The following is a 19,163-nucleotide window of genomic DNA, read 5'->3' on the forward strand; positions in this document are numbered from 1 at the left end:
CGCGGCAAAATTACATATAACAATGGTTATAATATTACCTAAATGTTAAGAATCTTAACAATACCAAGTTAATTATACTTTTCGCAATTTATATGCTTGCATAATTAATTTATTAGAATTTTTTTAACAATTATTTGCTATTTTCCTTATAAAAGTCTATCAAATTTTGTGTTGAACCGTCATGATGAGCAGAATTTTCATTATTAGACAGCTCTTTTAGGATAGTTTTTGCTAATTGTTTACCCAATTCAACACCAAATTGGTCGTAACTGTAAATATTCCAGATTATCCCTTGCACAAAGATTTTGTGCTCGTACATTGCTATGAGCTTTCCTAAGCTTTCTGGTGTTAATTTTTGAATTAGTATTGAAGTGGTTGGTTTGTTTCCTTCGAAGATTTTAAACGGTAGTAGTTTTTGTTTTTCTTCGTCTGACAGATTTACTCCTTCAAATTCTGCCAATACTTCTGCTTCAGTTTTTCCATTCATTAAGGCTTCGGTCTGGGCAAAGTAATTGGACATTAATTTGTCATGATGATCTTTATTTCCATGTAGAGGTTCTATAAAACCAATAAAATCTGCTGGTATTAATTTAGTACCTTGATGTATCAATTGAAAAAAGGCGTGTTGGGAATTTGTTCCTGGTTCGCCCCAAATAATAGTTCCTGTCTGGTAACCTACAACATGTCCGGATCTATCAACATATTTTCCGTTACTCTCCATAATGCCTTGCTGCAAATAGGTTGCAAATTGATTAAGGTATTGTGTGTAGGGAATTATAGCTTCGCTTTCGGCATTAAAAAAGTTGTTGTACCAAACCGTCAGTAATGCTGATATTACGGGTATGTTAGTATTAAAATCTGCTGTTTTAAAATGCTCATCCATTTTATGAGCTCCAAGTAGTAAGCTTTCAAAATTTTCGTAGCCAATAGATAAACTAATAGACAAACCTACTGCACTCCATAGCGAAAAACGTCCACCCACCCAATCTTTCATTGGAAAAATATTATCCTCATCTATACCAAAAGTTTTGACGCTTTCTATATTTGTGGATACAGCAACAAAATGCTTAGATATTGCTTCTTCAGGCAGAGATTTTAAAAACCAGTCTCTAATTGAGTTGGCATTAGATAATGTTTCTTGTGTGGTAAATGTTTTTGAAACGATTACGAAGAGTGTGGTTTCAGGATTTAAGTTCTTAATAACCTCTATGTAATGATCGCCATCTACATTACTTACAAAATGTGTGTTAAGATGATTTTTGTAAAATTGAAGCGAATCTACTACCATAGCAGGACCAAGGTCTGAACCACCAATACCTATGTTTACGATATCCGTCATGGTTTTTCCAGTATATCCATTGTGGTTACCGTTGACAACCGATTCGGTAAATTCTTTGATCTTTTGTCTTACTTCATAAACTTCTGGTATTACATTTTCACCGTCAACAAAAACTTCTGAGTTTTCTTGGGCTCTTAACGCTGTATGCAATACTGCTCTTCCTTCGGTTGCATTTATGATATCGCCATCAAAATATTTTGAAATGGCGTCTTTTAAATCTACCTCATTAGCTAACTCTATTAAAGCCTCAAGAGTTTCTTTGGTAATTCTATTTTTTGAAAAATCCACATAAAAATCGTCCCACTTTATGGTTAGCTCTTCAGCTCTTTTAGGATTAGATTTAAAAAGTTCCTTTAGATGTGTAGATTTAATAGTTTCAAAATGAACTTGTAATTTTTTCCAAGATTTTGTTGTGGTTGGGTTTGTAGATTTAAGTGCCATTACTGTATGTCTGTTGTATTGTCCTCGGTTATGGTATTTTCAGTTCCTTCAGATTCAGTCTCCAAAAAGAATATATCGTCTAATCTTTCTCTTATAGGTTTAATATATGCTAAATATCTATTCTTTAAAGTATCTGAAATAGGTTCTGCTTCGGGTAGTTTTTCTCTAAACGGATCTACTTGCTTACCATTTTTCCAAAAACGGTAACACACGTGAGGACCACCTGTATTGCCTGTCATACCTACATATCCAATAATATCACCTTGCTTAACATATTGTCCTTTTTTTACGGCTTGTCTGCTCATGTGAAGATATTGGGTACTGTAAGTGGCATTGTGTCTTATCTTCACATATTTGCCATTTCCCCCTCGTCTAGTAGATTCTATAACCGTACCATTTGCGGTTGCCATAATTGGCGTACCCACGGGAGCAGCAAAGTCTGTTCCTTTATGTGGCTTTAACTTATAACCATAATAAGCAATCCTCCTTTTCAAATTATACCGAGACGATAGTCTTCCAAACTTTACAGGCATTTTTAAAAAGGCGCGTCTCAGATTTTTGGCATCTTCATTAAAGTAGTCTTTAATCCCTTTTATAGAGTCTGTTACAAACTGAAAAGCATATAAAGAATCACCATTGTGCTCAAAATAAGCAGCCTTAACGTTGTGCACACCTGCATAAATAGTATCGTTTATATACTTATCTGTGTAAATGACTTTGAACCTATCGCCAGGCTGAAGGCGTCTAAAATCTATAGTCCATGCATAGATTTCATCTGCCATTTTATAAGCTAAGACCTGACTTAGACCTTTCTTTTCTAATGTCTCAGAAATATTATTCTCTATGACACCTGTAGCGGTTTTTTCGACATAGGTAATGGGTTTTGAGCGTGTGTATGCTTGTATAGAATCCTTAAAGTCTATTACAACATAATCCTCTAAATTTTGTTGGTAAATGAATGTTGTTGGTTTTTGAATACTATCTTTAACTTTTGCTTTTGGGAATAATAGCGTATATGGTTTACCCACTTGAAGTCTTGTAGCAATGTCAAAAGTGTCTTTAGCCTTTTCGGCTATTTGATAAATCTCTGGGTAGCCAATATTATTTCGTTCTAAAATAATACCGAAAGTATCACCCTTTCTTACAGTATCTCTTTTAAATTCAAACTTCTTTAAATCGAAACCGAATTCTAAAATCTTTTCTTCTTGTTCTTTTTCAGCTATTTCCTTTTTATAATTTTCTGCTGAATCGTCCTCTTTACATGCAATGAAAAATACCGTAAAAACGGTAAGTACTATTAATCCCTTTAAGTGCATTAATTGCTAATTATATATTATTTCCCCAATTTTCTAATTCCTCTTCTGACCACAAATCTGGGAAGAAAATACGCCTCTGATATCTTGGGTGCATGTATTTCTTCCAGTCACTTCCTCCAGTTGCTTCACCATCTCCTATACCACTTTCAATGTAATGCTTGGCTGCATTGTAATGTGCCATTACCCAAGTTACATTTACTGTATAATCGTAATGGCGCATGGCTTTTACCAAATCTTCATCTTTCTGATCTTCGATTGGTAGTTCTTTAAAACGTGTCCAAAGATTTTTGGTATTGTAATTTTCCATAAATCTCAGAAACTCGTCTTTGTATCGCTTTTCAAAATTAACTAAAAGTGTAGATTTTTTGCCTGTTTTATAATCTTTTCCTGCGGCTTGCCAGTATAAATGTTCAAAGGCATGTGTATAAGGCGTGTTTCTGTCAATATTTGCTCTAAATCTGTAATCAATTAAATTGATTAATTCTGTAGAAGCAAACTCAATAAGACGATATTGGGCACTTTGAAATCCACTAGCTGGAGTCAAAGTATACCTAAATTTCATGTACTGCTCTACCTCCATACCTTCTCTCATAATATTGAAAGAGGTCGTGAGCATATCGAAATAACGGCTGATACGCATTATTTTACTTTCAAAGAAAATAACATTTAGATTTTCTTTTTCGGAGACTTGAGAGATTTCCCAAAGTATCATTTTGAAAATAAGCTCATTGATTTGATGATAGGCTATGAAAACCATCTCATCTGGCAACGTTGTACGCTGAATTTGAAGGTTTAACAACGCATCTGTTTGTATATAATCCCAATATGTAATCGGCTTGCTGTATAGCAAGCCGTATAAGTGGTCGTCGGTATCTTGGTCTATTTTAACATACTTCTCTTGAAGTTGTTCTAAAATCTCATCGAAATTTGGTTGGTCTGACATAAATTAGTTATCAAATACTATCGGAAAAGAGTGTTTTAATCCTTTGAACTCTTCTAAATCTGCACGAAGTGATCCTACTGCTAAATCCGCCTTTATTCTTAATGGGATTTTATTCTTGTCGGCACTTACCCACAAAGTTAAACTTTCTTCTTCTTTAAAAACACGCCCAGCCATAACATATGGCCTAAACTTTAATGTTTTTACCTTTATTGTAGAACCATTAACATCTACTTTAATGGTTTCCTTACCCAAATATTTTAGCTTGAAACCATAGTTCTCTTCATCAAAAAACATGTTGGTTCTGATTTCGTTTCCAATTTTTAAATCACTTACATCTATACTATTTCTTAAATAATAGTACATAGACACCATATCCTGCACATCTTTCTCAGTAGCTATTGTTTTAATCTCCTTGTGCTTTTTGTTGTTAACTATGGCTTTTTGCTCTTTATGATTAAAATCGATTTCAATATCCTTAGTATGGCCACCTTCATCTATTTTTCTTATGAATTTGTATGGAGCACCTGTCTCTTTATCGAAGTAACTTTCGTAGCGGTCTCTAACTTTAAAAAAAGCGTTTGCTAGCCCTGTGGTTTTACCTTTTCCAACAACATGGTAGACCGATTTACCATTAAGCTTTTTTTCATCCACCTTTAGAGTGGCTTCACCTGCCTTAAACCAACCACTATAACTCATCCTAAACTTAAACCATTCACCAGATTGAAAAGCAGGCTCTTGTTCCGGACTCGGCGCTTTAAAACCAACCAAAAAAACTAATATTGTAAGTATGTATTTCATAATATTCGGTTTGTAAATTTAAATAATGTAACTCAATTATAGTGTTACAATTATCTTAATTACAATTACTGTTCCAAATCTATTAAAACCCTGAAATACAAGCAAAAACCTTAGGTTAATTTATTGTTTCTTCAATTTAATGCTCACATTTTTAATGTTTACCGATATTAAGATAGAGCAAGCCAAAGTGCAAAGAGTACCTAAGTAATTATTTTTTGTTCTATAAAATTTAGGTTTGGTTTTTTATTAGCGCGTATAGAAGTAGGGATCTATACGCGCTTTTAGTTTTACAGAGTTCCTCTTTTTTCTTGTTCTCTTTCTATTGATTCAAATAAGGCTTTAAAATTACCAGCACCAAATCCTCTGGCTCCCATACGCTGGATGATTTCGAAGAACAAGGTTGGTCTGTCTTCAACTGGTTTTGTGAAAATTTGAAGTAAATAGCCTTCTTCATCGGCATCTATCATTATACCAAGGCCTTTTAAAGTCTCAATATCTTCTCGCAATTCATGGCTAAAGGCTTCCAAGCGCCCTGGTACAGCTCTATAGTATTCTTCTGGTGGTATTGATAAAAACTCCACTCCTCTTTTACGCATTTCTGATACCGTTTTTATAATATCGTCCGTTGCAACAGCTATATGCTGTACTCCTGACCCTTCATAAAAATCTAAATACTCTTCTATCTGAGAGCGTTTTTTACCTTCGGCAGGCTCGTTTATTGGGAATTTTATCCTTCCATTACCGTTGCTCATCACCTTACTCATCAGTGCTGAATATTCAGTATGAATTTGCTTATCGTCAAAGGATAAAAAGTTGACAAATCCCATCACATCTTCGTACCATTTAACCCAAGTGTTCATTTCGCCCCAACCTACATTGCCTACCATGTGGTCTATGTATTTAAGACCTATAGGTTCTGGGTTATAATCCGATTCCCATTTTTCAAAACCTGGTATAAAGGTACCTTTGTAGTTTTTACGTTCTACAAACATGTGAACGGTTTCCCCATAGGTGTAAATTCCTGCTCTTACAACTTCACCAAACTCATCAGTTTCTACGGTTGGCTCCATGTAAGATTTTGCACCGCGACTCATAGTTTCTTCATAAGACTTGCGTGCATCCTCTACCCAAAGCGCAACGACTTTTACGCCATCACCATGCTTTACGATATGATCATTAATTGGGTGTTTTGAATTTAACGGAGTAGTGAGCACTAAACGTATTTTGTCTTGTTTTAACACGTATGATACGGTGTCTTTACTACCTGTTTCTAAACCTTTATAAGCAAACGATTGAAAACCAAAAGCTGTTTTGTAAAAATGTGCTGCTTGCTTAGCATTACCCACATAAAATTCCACATAATCTGTTCCTAAAAGCGGCAAAAAATCTTGCGCTCCTTCAAATATTTTTTCTAGACCGTATTCTACGGATTTTATTTCTTTTGACATAATATTAGAAGCCCCTTCTAACTTCCCCAAAGGGGAAGAACTCTGTCTGTTGGGCTAAAGAGTTTGTTAAAAATTATTCTTGTTTTACTTTTCATCATCAGTTCCTTCCTCTGGGAAGGTTAGGATGGGCTTTTACTCCAACCACGACTTATAATAATCTTCATCTGCAATTTTTAATGCATCTTCCGTTACCTTTAAGGGCTTAAAAGTATCTACCATCACGGCTAACTCATCTGTTTTTACTTTACCTATACTTCGTTCCATAGCACCAGGGTGAGGACCGTGAGGAATGCCAGCAGGATGCAACGAAATATGACCTGCTGCTATATCATTTCTACTCATAAAATCACCATCGACATAGTACAACACCTCATCACTATCTATATTGCTATGGTTATATGGAGCTGGCACTGCAAGCGGATGATAATCGTACAAACGTGGCACAAAACTACACACAACAAACGCATCGGTTTCAAAGGTTTGGTGTACAGGTGGTGGTTGATGTACACGACCGGTTATAGGCTCAAAATCATGAATAGAAAATGCATATGGATAATTATAGCCATCATAACCAACTACATCAAAGGGATGTGATGCGTATACCATTTCGATAATTTCATCTTGCTTTTTTATTTTTATCAAAAAATCACCTGATTCGTTATAGGTTTCTAATTCTTGCGGCTGTCTCAGATCTCGCTCACAAAATGGCGAATGCTCTAACAGTTGACCAAACCAATTTCGATAACGTTTTGGTGTGTAGATAGGTCTATAAGACTCTACAATAAAAAGACGGTTATCTTCAGTGTCAAAGTCCATCTTATAAATGATACCTCTTGGTACCAATAAGTAATCCCCATACTTAAAATCTAGATTACCCAACATAGTACGCAGCTTACCAGTGCCTTTATGCACAAAAATAAGCTCGTCCGCATCAGTATTTTTATAAAAATAGTCTCTCGTTGACTCTTTTGGCGCAGCCAGTATAATGTTACAATCGCTATTAGTTAAAACTACTTTTCTACTATCTAAGTAATCGTTTTCTGGTTTTACTTTAAACCCATGAAAGCGATACGATTGCATATTATTGGCTTTAGCAACTTTTGGTGCTACGCTGTATTGTTTTCTAATTTCTTTGACTTGAGTTGGGCGTTGCTCGTGGTAACTATTGGTTGACATACCATCAAAACCTATAGTACCAAATAGTTGCTCATAGTAAAAATCGCCATTTGGTTTCTTAAACTGCGTATGGCGTTTTGGTGGGATTTTCCCTAATTTATGATAAAATGGCATTTTGTTTTTGTTTAGTTGTTGATTTGTTTATTCGTTTACGTGGTAAACGGACAACGTTTTAAAGTTACAAAAATTGAAAGTTATAAGCGAAAAGATACTGAAACACTTTTCAGCATGACATGAATGTCACTCTGGATTCCTTTTGATAAGGAAGTGTAAATGAAGTTTTAGATTTTCCCAGAATGGTTTCATAATGTTGCAAAGTTTATAAATTTTAGTTTAAAACCAAAAACCAAGATTAAAAAACCAGTAATCTTCCCCTGTTTCTGGGGAATAGGTATATCTAGCTTCTAAAGGCCCCAGAAAGGTTTCTAAAGAATAGCCCAAAGCATATCCTGAATAGTCTGGTGATGTTAGCCAATTACCAGTATCAAACAAACGATCTTCTACATTGGCATAATTGGCAGCTAAAATTATATGATGCTTTTTTAACCATTCATAATCTATTGTAAAACATGCTTTTACAAAGCCATCACCAGTAACATCTATAAAATCATAACCATAAAAACTGTAAAAGTTATTTATAAAATTATTAGCATAGCCACCTAACGCAAACGCCAATGTGTTAGTAGAGTTATCACCTATTTTAAAGCCTCCACTTGTTTCAGTTTTAAAGGCTAATTTTTTACTAAAACTAAAAGCATAACCTATATCAGCTTTGGCAATGGAAAAAGGTCTGAAGTCAGCATTAAAGTCAGAAGCACCCACGTACCAATGAAAGTCACCATTAAAATAAAAACCTCGTTTAGGAAAAAAGGGATGACTGTAACTATCATATTTCAATTTGCCGAACAAACTGATGTAATCTGTATTTTCGAATGTAAAATCATCCTCCTGATTATCGGAAAACAAGGTTTCGGATGTAATTTTTAATCGTTTGTGTTCGCCACCTAGCCGTAAAGAAAAGTCCTTTCTAAATAGGGTTTGCAAGTAGATTTGATTGGTGAAATCCTGAAGCTTTACGTCTAATCTATTAAGATCGCCTAGTATTGGTGTGGTTTCAGCCAATACCAATTGTGGATTTATATTTTTATTAAACTGATTAAAACGAGATTTTATTCCAAGGCTTATGTAAAACCCCTTATCTATAAAATAATCAAAATTAAATCTAGAATTATCACCTAAAATAATATCCAATGCCGCTAGGTCATTATTGAACAATAATCGTTTTTTGGTAATGTTAGCTAATATTGCACTCTTGTAGAGCGCATCATAGTGTATTCCCAGTTTTAAAAATGTCGTAGCTTCGGATTCTCTAATTTGTCCTTTTAACCTATACTGGTTAATGCTATCAGTTGTTTCAAGTTGATATCTAAAGGTTTCAAAATTATTGGTTGCAATTAGGTTGTTTATTCGCTTTTTAAAATCTTCATAACTCAAGGTTTCATTCCCTCTTAATTTAAGTTTCCCCAAAAGATAAGCTCTTGTATATCGTTTGTTACCATCAATTGTAATGGACTTAATTTTTACACTATCAACAATTTTTAAGTATGGGCGAACAACCATATCTGATTGTGTATTTTTAATTTCTACAAGCGCACTAATATTATCTCTCGCAGCTGCCTCACCATTTGCAATTATGTCTTCCCCTTCATCAAAAGAAAGTACCGAAAAATTTGCAATATCAGGTTTAATGTATATATCTGCCAAAGAAGCTTTTTGCTTCATAGCATTTATTGTTCTAAAATTGTTAACTTGTAACAATATTTCTGGCGCTGTCTTTAAAGATTCTCTGTCCCTTAGTTCATCTTGGACATCCACACCAATAATTATGTCCATGCCCTTAGCTCTCAATTCTTCTATAGGAAAATTATTAGTAACACCTCCATCGATTAAAATTTTATCACCTATGACAACTGGCTGAAAAATAGACGGTAGTGCACCACTAGCAGTTACAGCTTCTGCCAATCGACCTTTATCCAATATTAAGGATTCACCAGTTTCAATGTTTGTGGCCATACAAAAGAAAGGAATCGGTAGATTTTCGAAATCTCTAACTTGGTTAACAGGAAGTAATAATTGGTACAATAAATTATACACATTTTGACCTCTTGATAACCCAGAGGGAAGGTTAATTTTAAAACCTTCAAAAGGCAAGGTTACTGCATATTTTTCAGAATTCTCTCGTTCATAAAACGACTTGGTTTTTCTGGGAAATTCGTCATTAATGAGTTCATCAAAATCTACCGTATTAAATAAATCCTCTAACTGCTGACCCGAATAACCCGTTGCATAAAGAGACCCAATGATTGCTCCCATACTGGTGCCAGCAATATAATCTATTTTAATGCCTAGACTATCTATAACCTTTAAGGCTCCAATATGCGCAAATCCTTTGGCTCCACCTCCGCTAAGCACCAAACCTACTTTCGGCTCTTCCTTTTCTTGTGCATTTAGGGTACTAAAACTTAGTAAAACAAGACTTAAAATAACCCAATTAAAAATGATGTTTTGATGATATGTTAGGAGTCGGTTCAAATTACTCTTTATGGTAATAATTATAAATTTTGCTTGCTCGAGACACTCCAACTACAGCTTCTAGTTCATCCAGTTTAGCATTAGCAATACGCTTAACGGTTTTAAATTGCTTCATGAGATCGATTATGGTTTGCTCACCTACACCTTGAATATTTCGTAATTCGGTTTTTAGGGCCGCTTTGCTCCTTCGGTTTCTATGATGCTCAATACCAAAACGGTGTGCCTCATTTCGTAATTGCTGTATGATTTTTAAGGTCTCACTTTTTTTATCTAAATATAAGGGAATTGGATCATCTGGGTAAAATAATTCTTCTAAACGTTTTGCAATTCCGATTATGGCAATTTTTCTACGTAATCCCAATAACTCAAGACTCTTTAGAGCTGATGATAATTGCCCTTTACCTCCATCTATAATGATGAGTTGTGGTAACGGCTCATCTTCTTCTAACAAACGCTTATAACGTCTGTGCACTACTTCTTCCATCGAGGCAAAGTCGTCTGGGCCTTCAACTGTTTTTATATTAAAATGACGGTAATCTTTTTTGCTTGGTTTTCCATTTTTAAAAACCACACAAGCCGCAACCGGATTTGTACCTTGTATGTTAGAATTGTCAAAACATTCTATATGCCTTGGCTCTTCTGATAGGCGTAAATCAGCTTTCATCTGTGCCATGATTCTATTGACATGCCTGTCTGGATCAACAATTTTAATTTGTTTTAGCTTATCCATTCTATAGTACTTGGCATTACGCTCAGATAAGTCTAAAATACTTTTTTTATCACCTAATTTTGGCACTGTAACTTTAATACCTTCTCCCAAGTCGACCTTAAATGGTACATAAATTTCCTTGGAATTTGAATTGAAGCGCTGTCTAATTTCTGTAATTGCCAATTCTAAAAGTTCTTGATCGGATTCCTCCAATTTCTTTTTTAATTCTAACGTGTGTGATCTTATAATTGATCCATAGCTCAACTGTAAAAAATTGATATAAGCATACGTTTCGTCACTAACAATAGAAAACACATCTACATTACTAATCTTAGGATTTACAATGGTAGACTTTGCTTGGTAATTTTCTAATATCTCTAATTTTTCTTTTATTTTATGAGCATCTTCAAATCGCATAGCTTCAGCATAGCCTCTCATTTGAGTTTTAAATTGTTGAAGAGAGTCTTTAAAATTACCCTTTAAGATTTCCCGAATAGCAATAATATTAGAATGGTATTCTTCTTCAGATTCATAGCCTTCACAAGGGCCTTTACAATTACCCAAATGGTACTCTAAACAAACTTTATATTTACCAGCTTCAATTTTTTCCTCTGACAAATCGTAATTACAAGTTCTTAATTGATACAATCCTTTTATTAAGCCTAAAAGGGTTTTTACCGTTTTCATACTGGTATAAGGCCCAAAATATTCTGATCCATCTTTGATCACCCTTCTGGTCGGAAAAATTCTTGGAAAACGTTCATTTTTCACACATATCCAAGGATAAGATTTATCATCCTTAAGCATCACATTATACTTTGGCTGATACTTTTTTATGAGGTTATTTTCAAGTAGTAAAGCATCATTTTCTGTCTCCACCACAATATGTTTAACCGATGCTATGTTTTTAACTAAAACCCTTGTCTTTCCATAGTCATGATGTTTGGTAAAGTAGCTGCTTACACGTTTTTTCAAATCTTTAGCCTTTCCTACATAAATCAGCTTGTCGTCTGCATCAAAATATTGATAAACTCCAGGTTGGTGAGGCAGTGTCTTTATTTGTATGTCTAAGGCAGTTTTTGGCATTATTTCAAAGGTAATAATTCGTTAAAGTATTTATGTATTTTGAATTAACTTTATGACTATCTTGCTCCACTTTTTTAAAAAACAAATTAACTATGAAAAAAGTTTTGGGACGAGTTGACATTATTGACTTCCCTGAATTACATCTCAGTAATATTGATGTAAAAATTGACACAGGTGCATACACCTCTGCCATTCATTGCTCTAAAATTAGAGAAGAAGATGGTAAACTTTATTGTGTTTTTGAAAGTAAAGGGCATCCAAACTTTACTGGCAAAGCAGTAACGTTCGAGAATTTTTCGCTTACTGATGTAAAGAGCAGTAATGGCTATAAGGAAAATCGCTATAAAATTAAAACAACCGCTATATTCTTTGGAAAAACCTATAAGATTAACTTAACTTTAAGCACTAGAGACGATATGAAATTTCCGGTCTTAATTGGCCGTCAATTTCTAAGAAAAAAATTTTTGGTCGATGTAGACCTAGAAAATCAATCCTTTAACTACACCTCAAAATGAATATAGTTATTCTATCACGTAATTCTCAGTTGTATTCGACACAACGCTTAATTGAAGAAGCTGAAAATAGAGGTCATGAGGTAGAGGTAATTGACCCTCTAAAATGCGATATCATTATAGAAAAGGAAAAACCAACCATTTTTTATAAAGACAGATATCTAGATTATGTAGATGCTATTATTCCTCGTATTGGTGCTTCAGTAACCTTTTTTGGTTGTGCTGTAGTTAGACAATTTGAAATGATGAATGTCTTTACAACGGTAACTTCTGATGCTATTATAAGAAGTAGAGATAAATTAAGAAGTTTTCAACGACTGTCAAAAGCAGGCATAGGTATGCCTAAGACTGTTTTTACAAACTACTCTAGAGATGTTGAAGAAGTTTTAGAACATGTTGGTGGACCTCCTGTAATTATAAAATTACTTGAAGGCACACAAGGTCTTGGAGTTGTTTTGGCTGAAACTAAAAATGCAGCCGAATCTGTTCTAGAGGCCTTTAATGGACTACAAGCTAGAGCACTGGTACAAGAATTTATTGCAGAAGCTAAAGGTGCAGATTTAAGAGCCTTAATAGTAGACGGACAAGTAGTTGGTGCTATGAAACGTCAAAGTAAAGAAGGTGAATTTCGTTCTAATTTGCATAGAGGTGGTAAAGCTAACCTTATAAAACTCAGCGAAGATGAATTAAAGCTGGCAATTAATGCTGCCAGAGCTTTAAAACTACCTGTGTGTGGTGTAGATATGCTACAATCTGCTAGAGGTCCTCTTATTATGGAGGTAAACTCTACTCCTGGCTTAGAGGGTATTGAAGGTGCTACTCAAAAAAATATCGCAAGAGCCATTATTACTTTTATAGAACGTAACCGCAGATAGATGAGCGAAAAGGAAGTACTAAATATTTTAGGGAAGAAAGTAGCACTTGGAGAAAGTGCAAAAGTAAGTTTTAGCGTCGCTAAACTACATACCCAAAATACCATTGAAGTTCCTGTAATTATTGAACGCTCAAAAAAATCTGGCCCAACGGTTTTAATTACCGCAGGTATACACGGAGATGAAGTAAATGGCGTTGAAGTCGTTCGTCAAATTATTTCTAAAGGCATTAATAAGCCAAAAAAGGGCACAATCATTTGTATACCTGTAATCAATGTTTTTGGATTTATACATATGGATAGGGAATTTCCAGATGGTAGAGATTTAAATCGTGTTTTTCCTGGTGCCAAAACTGGCTCATTGGCAAGTAGAGTAGCCCACAAACTAATGACAGAGATTGTACCACATGCTGATTTAATTTTAGATTTTCATACTGGTGGTGCTGACCGTTTTAACGCTGCTCAAATTCGTATTATAAAAAATGATGTTGTTCTTGATGAACTTGCTCAAGTCTTTGGAGCTCCAATAATTTTTTATTCTAAAAATCTTAATAAATCCTTTAGAAATAGTTGCTACAAACTAGGCATACCAATGCTTTTATTTGAAGGGGGAAAATCTTTTCACATTGATAATACAGTTACAAATACAGGTGTTAATGGAGCAAAACGTATTTTGAACCATTTGGGTATGCTCAACAGAAACTTCAAGGCATCTAAACCTAAGAAAAGTTGTATCAAAATTTTAGATAGTAAATGGATTAGAGCCAATTATTCTGGCATGTTTAAAGCTAGTGTAGAAGTCAATACCGTTGTAAAAAAAGGTGATGTTTTAGGGCATATTACAGATCCGTATGGTAGTTTTAATCATTTTGTAAAGGCCCCAAACAATGGTTATATTTTTAATGTAAATGAATCCCCAATCATCTATCAAGGGGATGCTATTTTTCATATTTCAACTAAAATAAAGCAATGACAAAGTCAGAGCTTCGTAAAAAATATAAAGCCCTAAGAAAAGCACTTAACTTTGACCAAATTGAAGATTTAAGCTTAGCCATTTCAAATCAAATATTGCGATTAAACATTTGGGATAAATCCTTCTACCATATTTTTTTAAGTATTGAAGAACAAAAGGAAATCAATACGGAATACATCTTAAACATTCTTGCTGGAAAGGATAAAAATATAGTGGTATCTAAAAGTAATTTTGAAGATACATCCATGACGCATTTCTTACTTACCGACAGTACTAAGATTAAGAAAAATCATTACAATATTCCTGAACCAATTGATGGGATTGAAATACAGTCTTCACAAATAGATGTTGTTTTTGTACCACTTTTGGCTTTTGACAAAAAAGGAAACCGAATTGGCTATGGCAAGGGTTTTTATGATCGATTTTTAAGTGAATGTAAACCTAAAACTATTAAAATTGGCTTATCCCTTTTTGAGGCTGAAAAAGAAGCTTTTGAAGCAGAAAATAATGACATTAAACTTGATTTTTGTGTAATTCCAAATGGAACCTATAGATTTTAATCTATCTCCTTAAACTAAAATGTCCTGTATAAGTTTTTCCGTTTTGGCGTTCTAACATGAACCAATAATCACTACTTGGCATTAGCGAACCATTATAAGTACCATCCCAACCTATTGATCTAGGATCTAACTCTACCAACAATTTTCCATATCTATCGAAAATATAAAGCTTATTGAGAAGCTCTTTATTTGCATTATAAAGTTGCCAATAATCATTCTCTGTATCATTATTTGGGGTAAAGAACTTTGGGTATCTCAATAAAAATAATTCTTCCATATAAACACCACAGCCATTTCGATCTCTGACATAAACTGTATAATCACTTTGAGTTAAATCATAAAAGATATTTGACTCTTGATATGTTATTCCATCTAAAGAGTATTCATAATCTCCTATTCCGCTAGCAATAACTTGAATATCATTTGAGGTTATAGACTCGCCTATAACCTCTACTTCTATACTATCAGGTACTTCAGATTCATAAACGACAAATGTTTTAGTAACCTCACAAGATATTTCAGGATACTCTCGAAGTACAGTTACACTATATTCACCACCTTCTGTAATTGTTATGCTTGAAGTTGTTATTCCATTGGACCAAAAATAATAGTCTAAACCATCACCTGCTGTAACAATTAAACTTTCCCCTTTACATATGTAATACTCACTTTGAATTTCTGATATATCAGGAACTGGTTTAACAACAAGATTAAAATTACTTATATTATAACAATCAATGTTTTCTTGACTTGAAACTCTAACATAAATTGTCTGATCGTCGATCGACCCAATCACTTCTTCTTGTAATGGATTTATATTTTCTAAGGCATTATCATAAGATTGAAAATAGAATATCGTATATTGATTTGTTGACAATTCATTTAATATTTCTTCACTTATTGATTGTAAATTTAAATTTTCGATTCCATCATTACTTTCATCATCACAAAGTATTATATCTGATAAATCCCCAATAACTGGTCTTGTTGAAGAAATAATATCAAATGATCCGACAGAATAACACTCAGGAAAGTCAGTATTTTCAATCCTATAATTTATTTCAGCTTGGTTTAAATTTTGAAAATCCACATTTATTATATCGTCATATAACACACCATTATTATAGGCGTTTATTTCAGAATTTGTAATGTTATATTCTTCTAGTGAAGTATCAAGATATTCTCTCAAATTAAATATTTGCTCCTCTCCTTCTTCAAAACACAGATAAATATCATCGATTTGGATATCTTCAGGTTTCAAAGCCACTTCAAAATTAATATCAACCTCCAATGGACACAACATAGGATCTAGTATGTTAGTTACAATTGCTCTTACTGTTGCACTTTCACTTAATGAATATTCGTTTGGAAAGGGACTTTCTATTAAATTACTATTCTCATCAAAATATGAAATTTCTAAGTCACTTTGTCCGTTTAAAATAGAGCTTTCTAAATTACTTGTATCAAAGGTAAAATAGCCATCAGAAGTATCTAAGCAACCCAAATAATCTGGCACTTCACCTATATTATAATTCGAATTGATAAATAGAGCTATACCAGTTGTTACTTCACAACCACCTGAAGAAATATTTTGATTTTCAGCAATTATTGAAACCGTAATATTGGTGATAGGCTCCGATGTTATATAAGGATCTGGTAGTGGACTCGGCAATTCATTTCCTTCTTCATCATAATAGCGAAAACTAACATCTATTGTTTGTAAATCAGAAAGCAAATACTCAAAAGATGAAGTAGAAAATTCCACTATACCATCGTTATCATAATCACACTCTTCAATAAACAAAGGACCTGTTACTATAGGCATCTCAACTACGTGCAATGTTATGTAATGCCCAATCCCTAAACATTCACTATTTAGAGAATTAACTACTCTGACATATATATCTTGAGCAATAGGTGTTGCGTTGGTATAATTTGAAATATCTTGTATTGCATTTAAATTTCCATATGCATCCAAGAGATTTTCATGATAAGAAATATTTAAATTCTGACCATTTGGAAACATTGCCTCAATTTCTGAATTGACAATACTAAAATCGAACACTGAAATACCATCATGAATATCCATTAACGCATCGCATTCATAAAAATCCCTGAAATACGTATCCGGAATCTGTGTTGAAGTAACGTTTAAATTAACTTGGGAAGTGGCAAAACAACCATTTTCATTTTCTACTCTTGCCCATACAGTATCCGTGTCTATAACCTCATTGACATACTGTGTTGGTTCTGAAATTGCATCTGTATCTGTTTCTGCATCTTGTTGCGATTCGTAAAACGTAATCGTTTCGTTTAAATAGTTTAAAGATAATTGCACATTGGCTTCACTAATATTAAATGTTGTAAAACCATCCAAATTATCATCACATTGACTTAAAGTAACTGGCGAATTAGTGATTGGCAATGTGTATACTTCAATTTCAAAAAATGTCTCCCCAGATTTATCAGAGTCGAATAAGTGCTCTGCTTTTATGTAAATTATTTCTGATTGAAAAGTATTTTCATATACTTCAGGGTTTAAAATAAGATCAGTTAATGCTTCATCTTTATAGTATGAAATTTGATAGTTAGATAGCGACTCATTAGTTAATATTTCATCTTCATTTTGTGTTAAGTCAAAATTAATAAGACCATCTGTATCTGTTCCGACAGAAGTGTTATCACATAAAGATAAATTAGGCATATTCTGATTAATTATATCACCTAACATCACACCACACTCTTCATTGAATTTAGTAATTACCCCATCTCTTTCATTTAAATCTTGAGCATTAATAATATGCCCAAAATTTTCGTAGTCTTGAGGCCCATTTATATAAAACCCTATATTTCGGCTTATGTAATAATTGTCATTAGAATCTTTAAAAAAACCACTTATTCTATCTGAATAAAAATGGTGTTGTTCATTAATTCCGCTACCTACAACACGATTTAAGTTTCCATCAGTATCATAAATCGCTAAAAAATAATCGTCTGGATAGAATAAAGCCTCTATATTATTCCCATCTGAACTTAAGAACTCTACTTCTTCAGGTAAAAATTGAAAAGCTTGAACTTTACCTACTACAATTATTTCGTCGTTTGATTTTATGACTTTATATCCTGTTCCTGAATAAGAATGAGCAGCGCCTTTGATCCATTCACAAACACCAGAAGTATTTACTTTTGCAATGAAAAAAGTACCTACATTTTCAGCGGTTATTGTACCATCAGTATTTTCAAAAATTTGATCTGGATTACTACTATTTCTACAGTCGTTAGAACCAGTTATATAAGAATTTCCTTGTTCGTCAATAGTCGTAGACCAAGCTTGTACTCCATTGTTTTGAGAACTATTTAAATAACTCTTAATATTCCATAAAACTTGTCCATTTTCATCAAATTTTATTAAAAATGTTTTCGTTGAATATCCGCTCCATGTAATAATATTAGGATTTTCTGTCAATCCAGCAGAATATATATCAACTTGAGAACTGCAATACCCAGTCACATAAATATTATTGCTATTATCACTACCAATATCTATTAGAAACTCACTATTTGGGCCGTCAGTTTTAATACCTGTATACCAAAGTAATTCACCTTGAGGGTTAATTTTTAAAACACCCCTATTAACATAATTAAAATTATTACCCATAATTTCAAAATTTGGTAAATTGTCAGTAATGACTCCATTTAAATAAAAATCAAACGTGTTATTATTATAAATATTAACATCCCCACTTAATACTATATTACCATCTTCATCAATGTTTATTCTTTTACTGTAAACATTATCAATGATAATATGCCACAAAATTTTTCCATCTTCATCAAGCTTTATTATAAATCCACCAAATACAGAATCATTTGAATTATTAAATATTATTTCTGTACCCTCAGAATCAAAAAAAGTACCATTAATAGAATGCCCTATAACATATATATTACCTTCATTATCCTCAACAGACCCAAACATTACATCTCTATAAGAATTATTATTTTTTTCAGTATAAACGATCCATTGAAGATTTCCGTCATAATCATGCTTTGTTAAATAGCTTCCATCTTTATCTTGTAGGTTAGTATAGATATTATTGTCATTTGAATCGAAAGTTTGTTCATTATATTGACCCGTCGTTAAGAAGCCTCCATTTACCTCTTCTAAGTCGGTCGTTTCGGGATCGTGATAACCAGGAAATTCACCATCATTATATTGACCATTGTAAATATCAATTCCATTGTGGATTAATGTCCAACAATCTGTGTTATTTTGTGAATAAGTAATGAAGCTAAATAATGTCAAACAAATTGTTAACGAAAGAAGGTGTTTTTTCATAAGATTTTTGGAAGCACCGTATTTTATAGTCATTATTATGATTTACAATTATTTGTAAAA

General features: G+C 33.4%; 13 protein-coding genes. 4 read left to right on the forward strand and 9 right to left on the reverse strand.

From position 1 onward, the window contains the following. Positions 1 to 130: 130 nt before the first annotated feature. From pgi to uvrC, 8 genes are all read right to left on the reverse strand, one after another. Positions 131 to 1,780 (reverse strand): glucose-6-phosphate isomerase, encoded by a 1,650-nt coding sequence (pgi, locus tag ACPX19_RS04050; RefSeq protein WP_426431645.1) that lies wholly within the window; start codon positions 1,778 to 1,780, stop codon positions 131 to 133. Further along, positions 1,780 to 3,096: a peptidoglycan DD-metalloendopeptidase family protein gene (locus ACPX19_RS04055; protein ID WP_426431646.1), complete on the reverse strand. Its 1,317-nt coding sequence runs from the start codon at positions 3,094 to 3,096 to the stop codon at positions 1,780 to 1,782. Before ACPX19_RS04055 ends, pgi begins: the two co-directional genes overlap by 1 nt. A gap of 10 nt (positions 3,097 to 3,106) precedes the next feature. Continuing rightward, on the reverse strand, positions 3,107 to 4,039 hold the full coding sequence (locus tag ACPX19_RS04060) for a tryptophan 2,3-dioxygenase family protein (RefSeq protein ID WP_426431647.1): 933 nt from the start codon (positions 4,037 to 4,039) through the stop codon (positions 3,107 to 3,109). Between the two features lie 3 nt (positions 4,040 to 4,042). Beyond that, positions 4,043 to 4,837, reverse strand: coding sequence for a DUF3108 domain-containing protein (locus tag ACPX19_RS04065; protein ID WP_426431648.1), 795 nt, complete (start codon positions 4,835 to 4,837; stop codon positions 4,043 to 4,045). Positions 4,838 to 5,124: 287 nt separating this feature from the next. After that, on the reverse strand, positions 5,125 to 6,285 hold the full coding sequence (gene hppD, locus ACPX19_RS04070; protein ID WP_426431649.1) for a 4-hydroxyphenylpyruvate dioxygenase: 1,161 nt from the start codon (positions 6,283 to 6,285) through the stop codon (positions 5,125 to 5,127). Positions 6,286 to 6,417: 132 nt separating this feature from the next. After that, positions 6,418 to 7,575 (reverse strand): homogentisate 1,2-dioxygenase, encoded by a 1,158-nt coding sequence (locus ACPX19_RS04075; RefSeq protein WP_426431650.1) that lies wholly within the window; start codon positions 7,573 to 7,575, stop codon positions 6,418 to 6,420. A gap of 219 nt (positions 7,576 to 7,794) precedes the next feature. Then, on the reverse strand, positions 7,795 to 10,053 hold the full coding sequence (locus ACPX19_RS04080; protein ID WP_426431651.1) for a patatin-like phospholipase family protein: 2,259 nt from the start codon (positions 10,051 to 10,053) through the stop codon (positions 7,795 to 7,797). 1 nt (position 10,054) lies between these two features. After that, positions 10,055 to 11,848 carry an excinuclease ABC subunit UvrC gene (uvrC, locus tag ACPX19_RS04085; RefSeq protein WP_426431653.1) on the reverse strand — a complete coding sequence of 598 codons (1,794 nt, stop codon included), beginning with the start codon at positions 11,846 to 11,848 and terminating at the stop codon, positions 10,055 to 10,057. A gap of 92 nt (positions 11,849 to 11,940) precedes the next feature. Between uvrC and ACPX19_RS04090 the strand changes: the two genes are divergently transcribed. From ACPX19_RS04090 to ACPX19_RS04105, 4 genes are read left to right on the forward strand one after another with little or no spacing between them, the layout of a single operon-like run. Next, positions 11,941 to 12,363 carry an ATP-dependent zinc protease gene (locus ACPX19_RS04090; protein ID WP_426431654.1) on the forward strand — a complete coding sequence of 141 codons (423 nt, stop codon included), beginning with the start codon at positions 11,941 to 11,943 and terminating at the stop codon, positions 12,361 to 12,363. Then, a complete protein-coding gene (gene rimK / locus ACPX19_RS04095) occupies positions 12,360 to 13,235 on the forward strand; it encodes a 30S ribosomal protein S6--L-glutamate ligase (RefSeq protein WP_426431655.1) in 876 nt (291 codons plus the stop codon). Before ACPX19_RS04090 ends, rimK begins: the two co-directional genes overlap by 4 nt. Further along, positions 13,236 to 14,204: a succinylglutamate desuccinylase/aspartoacylase family protein gene (locus ACPX19_RS04100; RefSeq protein WP_426431656.1), complete on the forward strand. Its 969-nt coding sequence runs from the start codon at positions 13,236 to 13,238 to the stop codon at positions 14,202 to 14,204. It begins immediately after the preceding gene. Continuing rightward, positions 14,201 to 14,764 (forward strand): 5-formyltetrahydrofolate cyclo-ligase, encoded by a 564-nt coding sequence (locus ACPX19_RS04105; protein ID WP_426431657.1) that lies wholly within the window; start codon positions 14,201 to 14,203, stop codon positions 14,762 to 14,764. Before ACPX19_RS04100 ends, ACPX19_RS04105 begins: the two co-directional genes overlap by 4 nt. A gap of 1 nt (position 14,765) precedes the next feature. On the opposite strand, the gene ACPX19_RS04110 is transcribed toward ACPX19_RS04105, so the two are convergent. Then, positions 14,766 to 19,103: a T9SS type B sorting domain-containing protein gene (locus ACPX19_RS04110; protein ID WP_426431658.1), complete on the reverse strand. Its 4,338-nt coding sequence runs from the start codon at positions 19,101 to 19,103 to the stop codon at positions 14,766 to 14,768. Positions 19,104 to 19,163 lie beyond the last annotated feature (60 nt).

Source organism: Winogradskyella sp. HB-48 (genome assembly GCF_049942685.1).
GTDB lineage: Bacteria > Bacteroidota > Bacteroidia > Flavobacteriales > Flavobacteriaceae > Winogradskyella.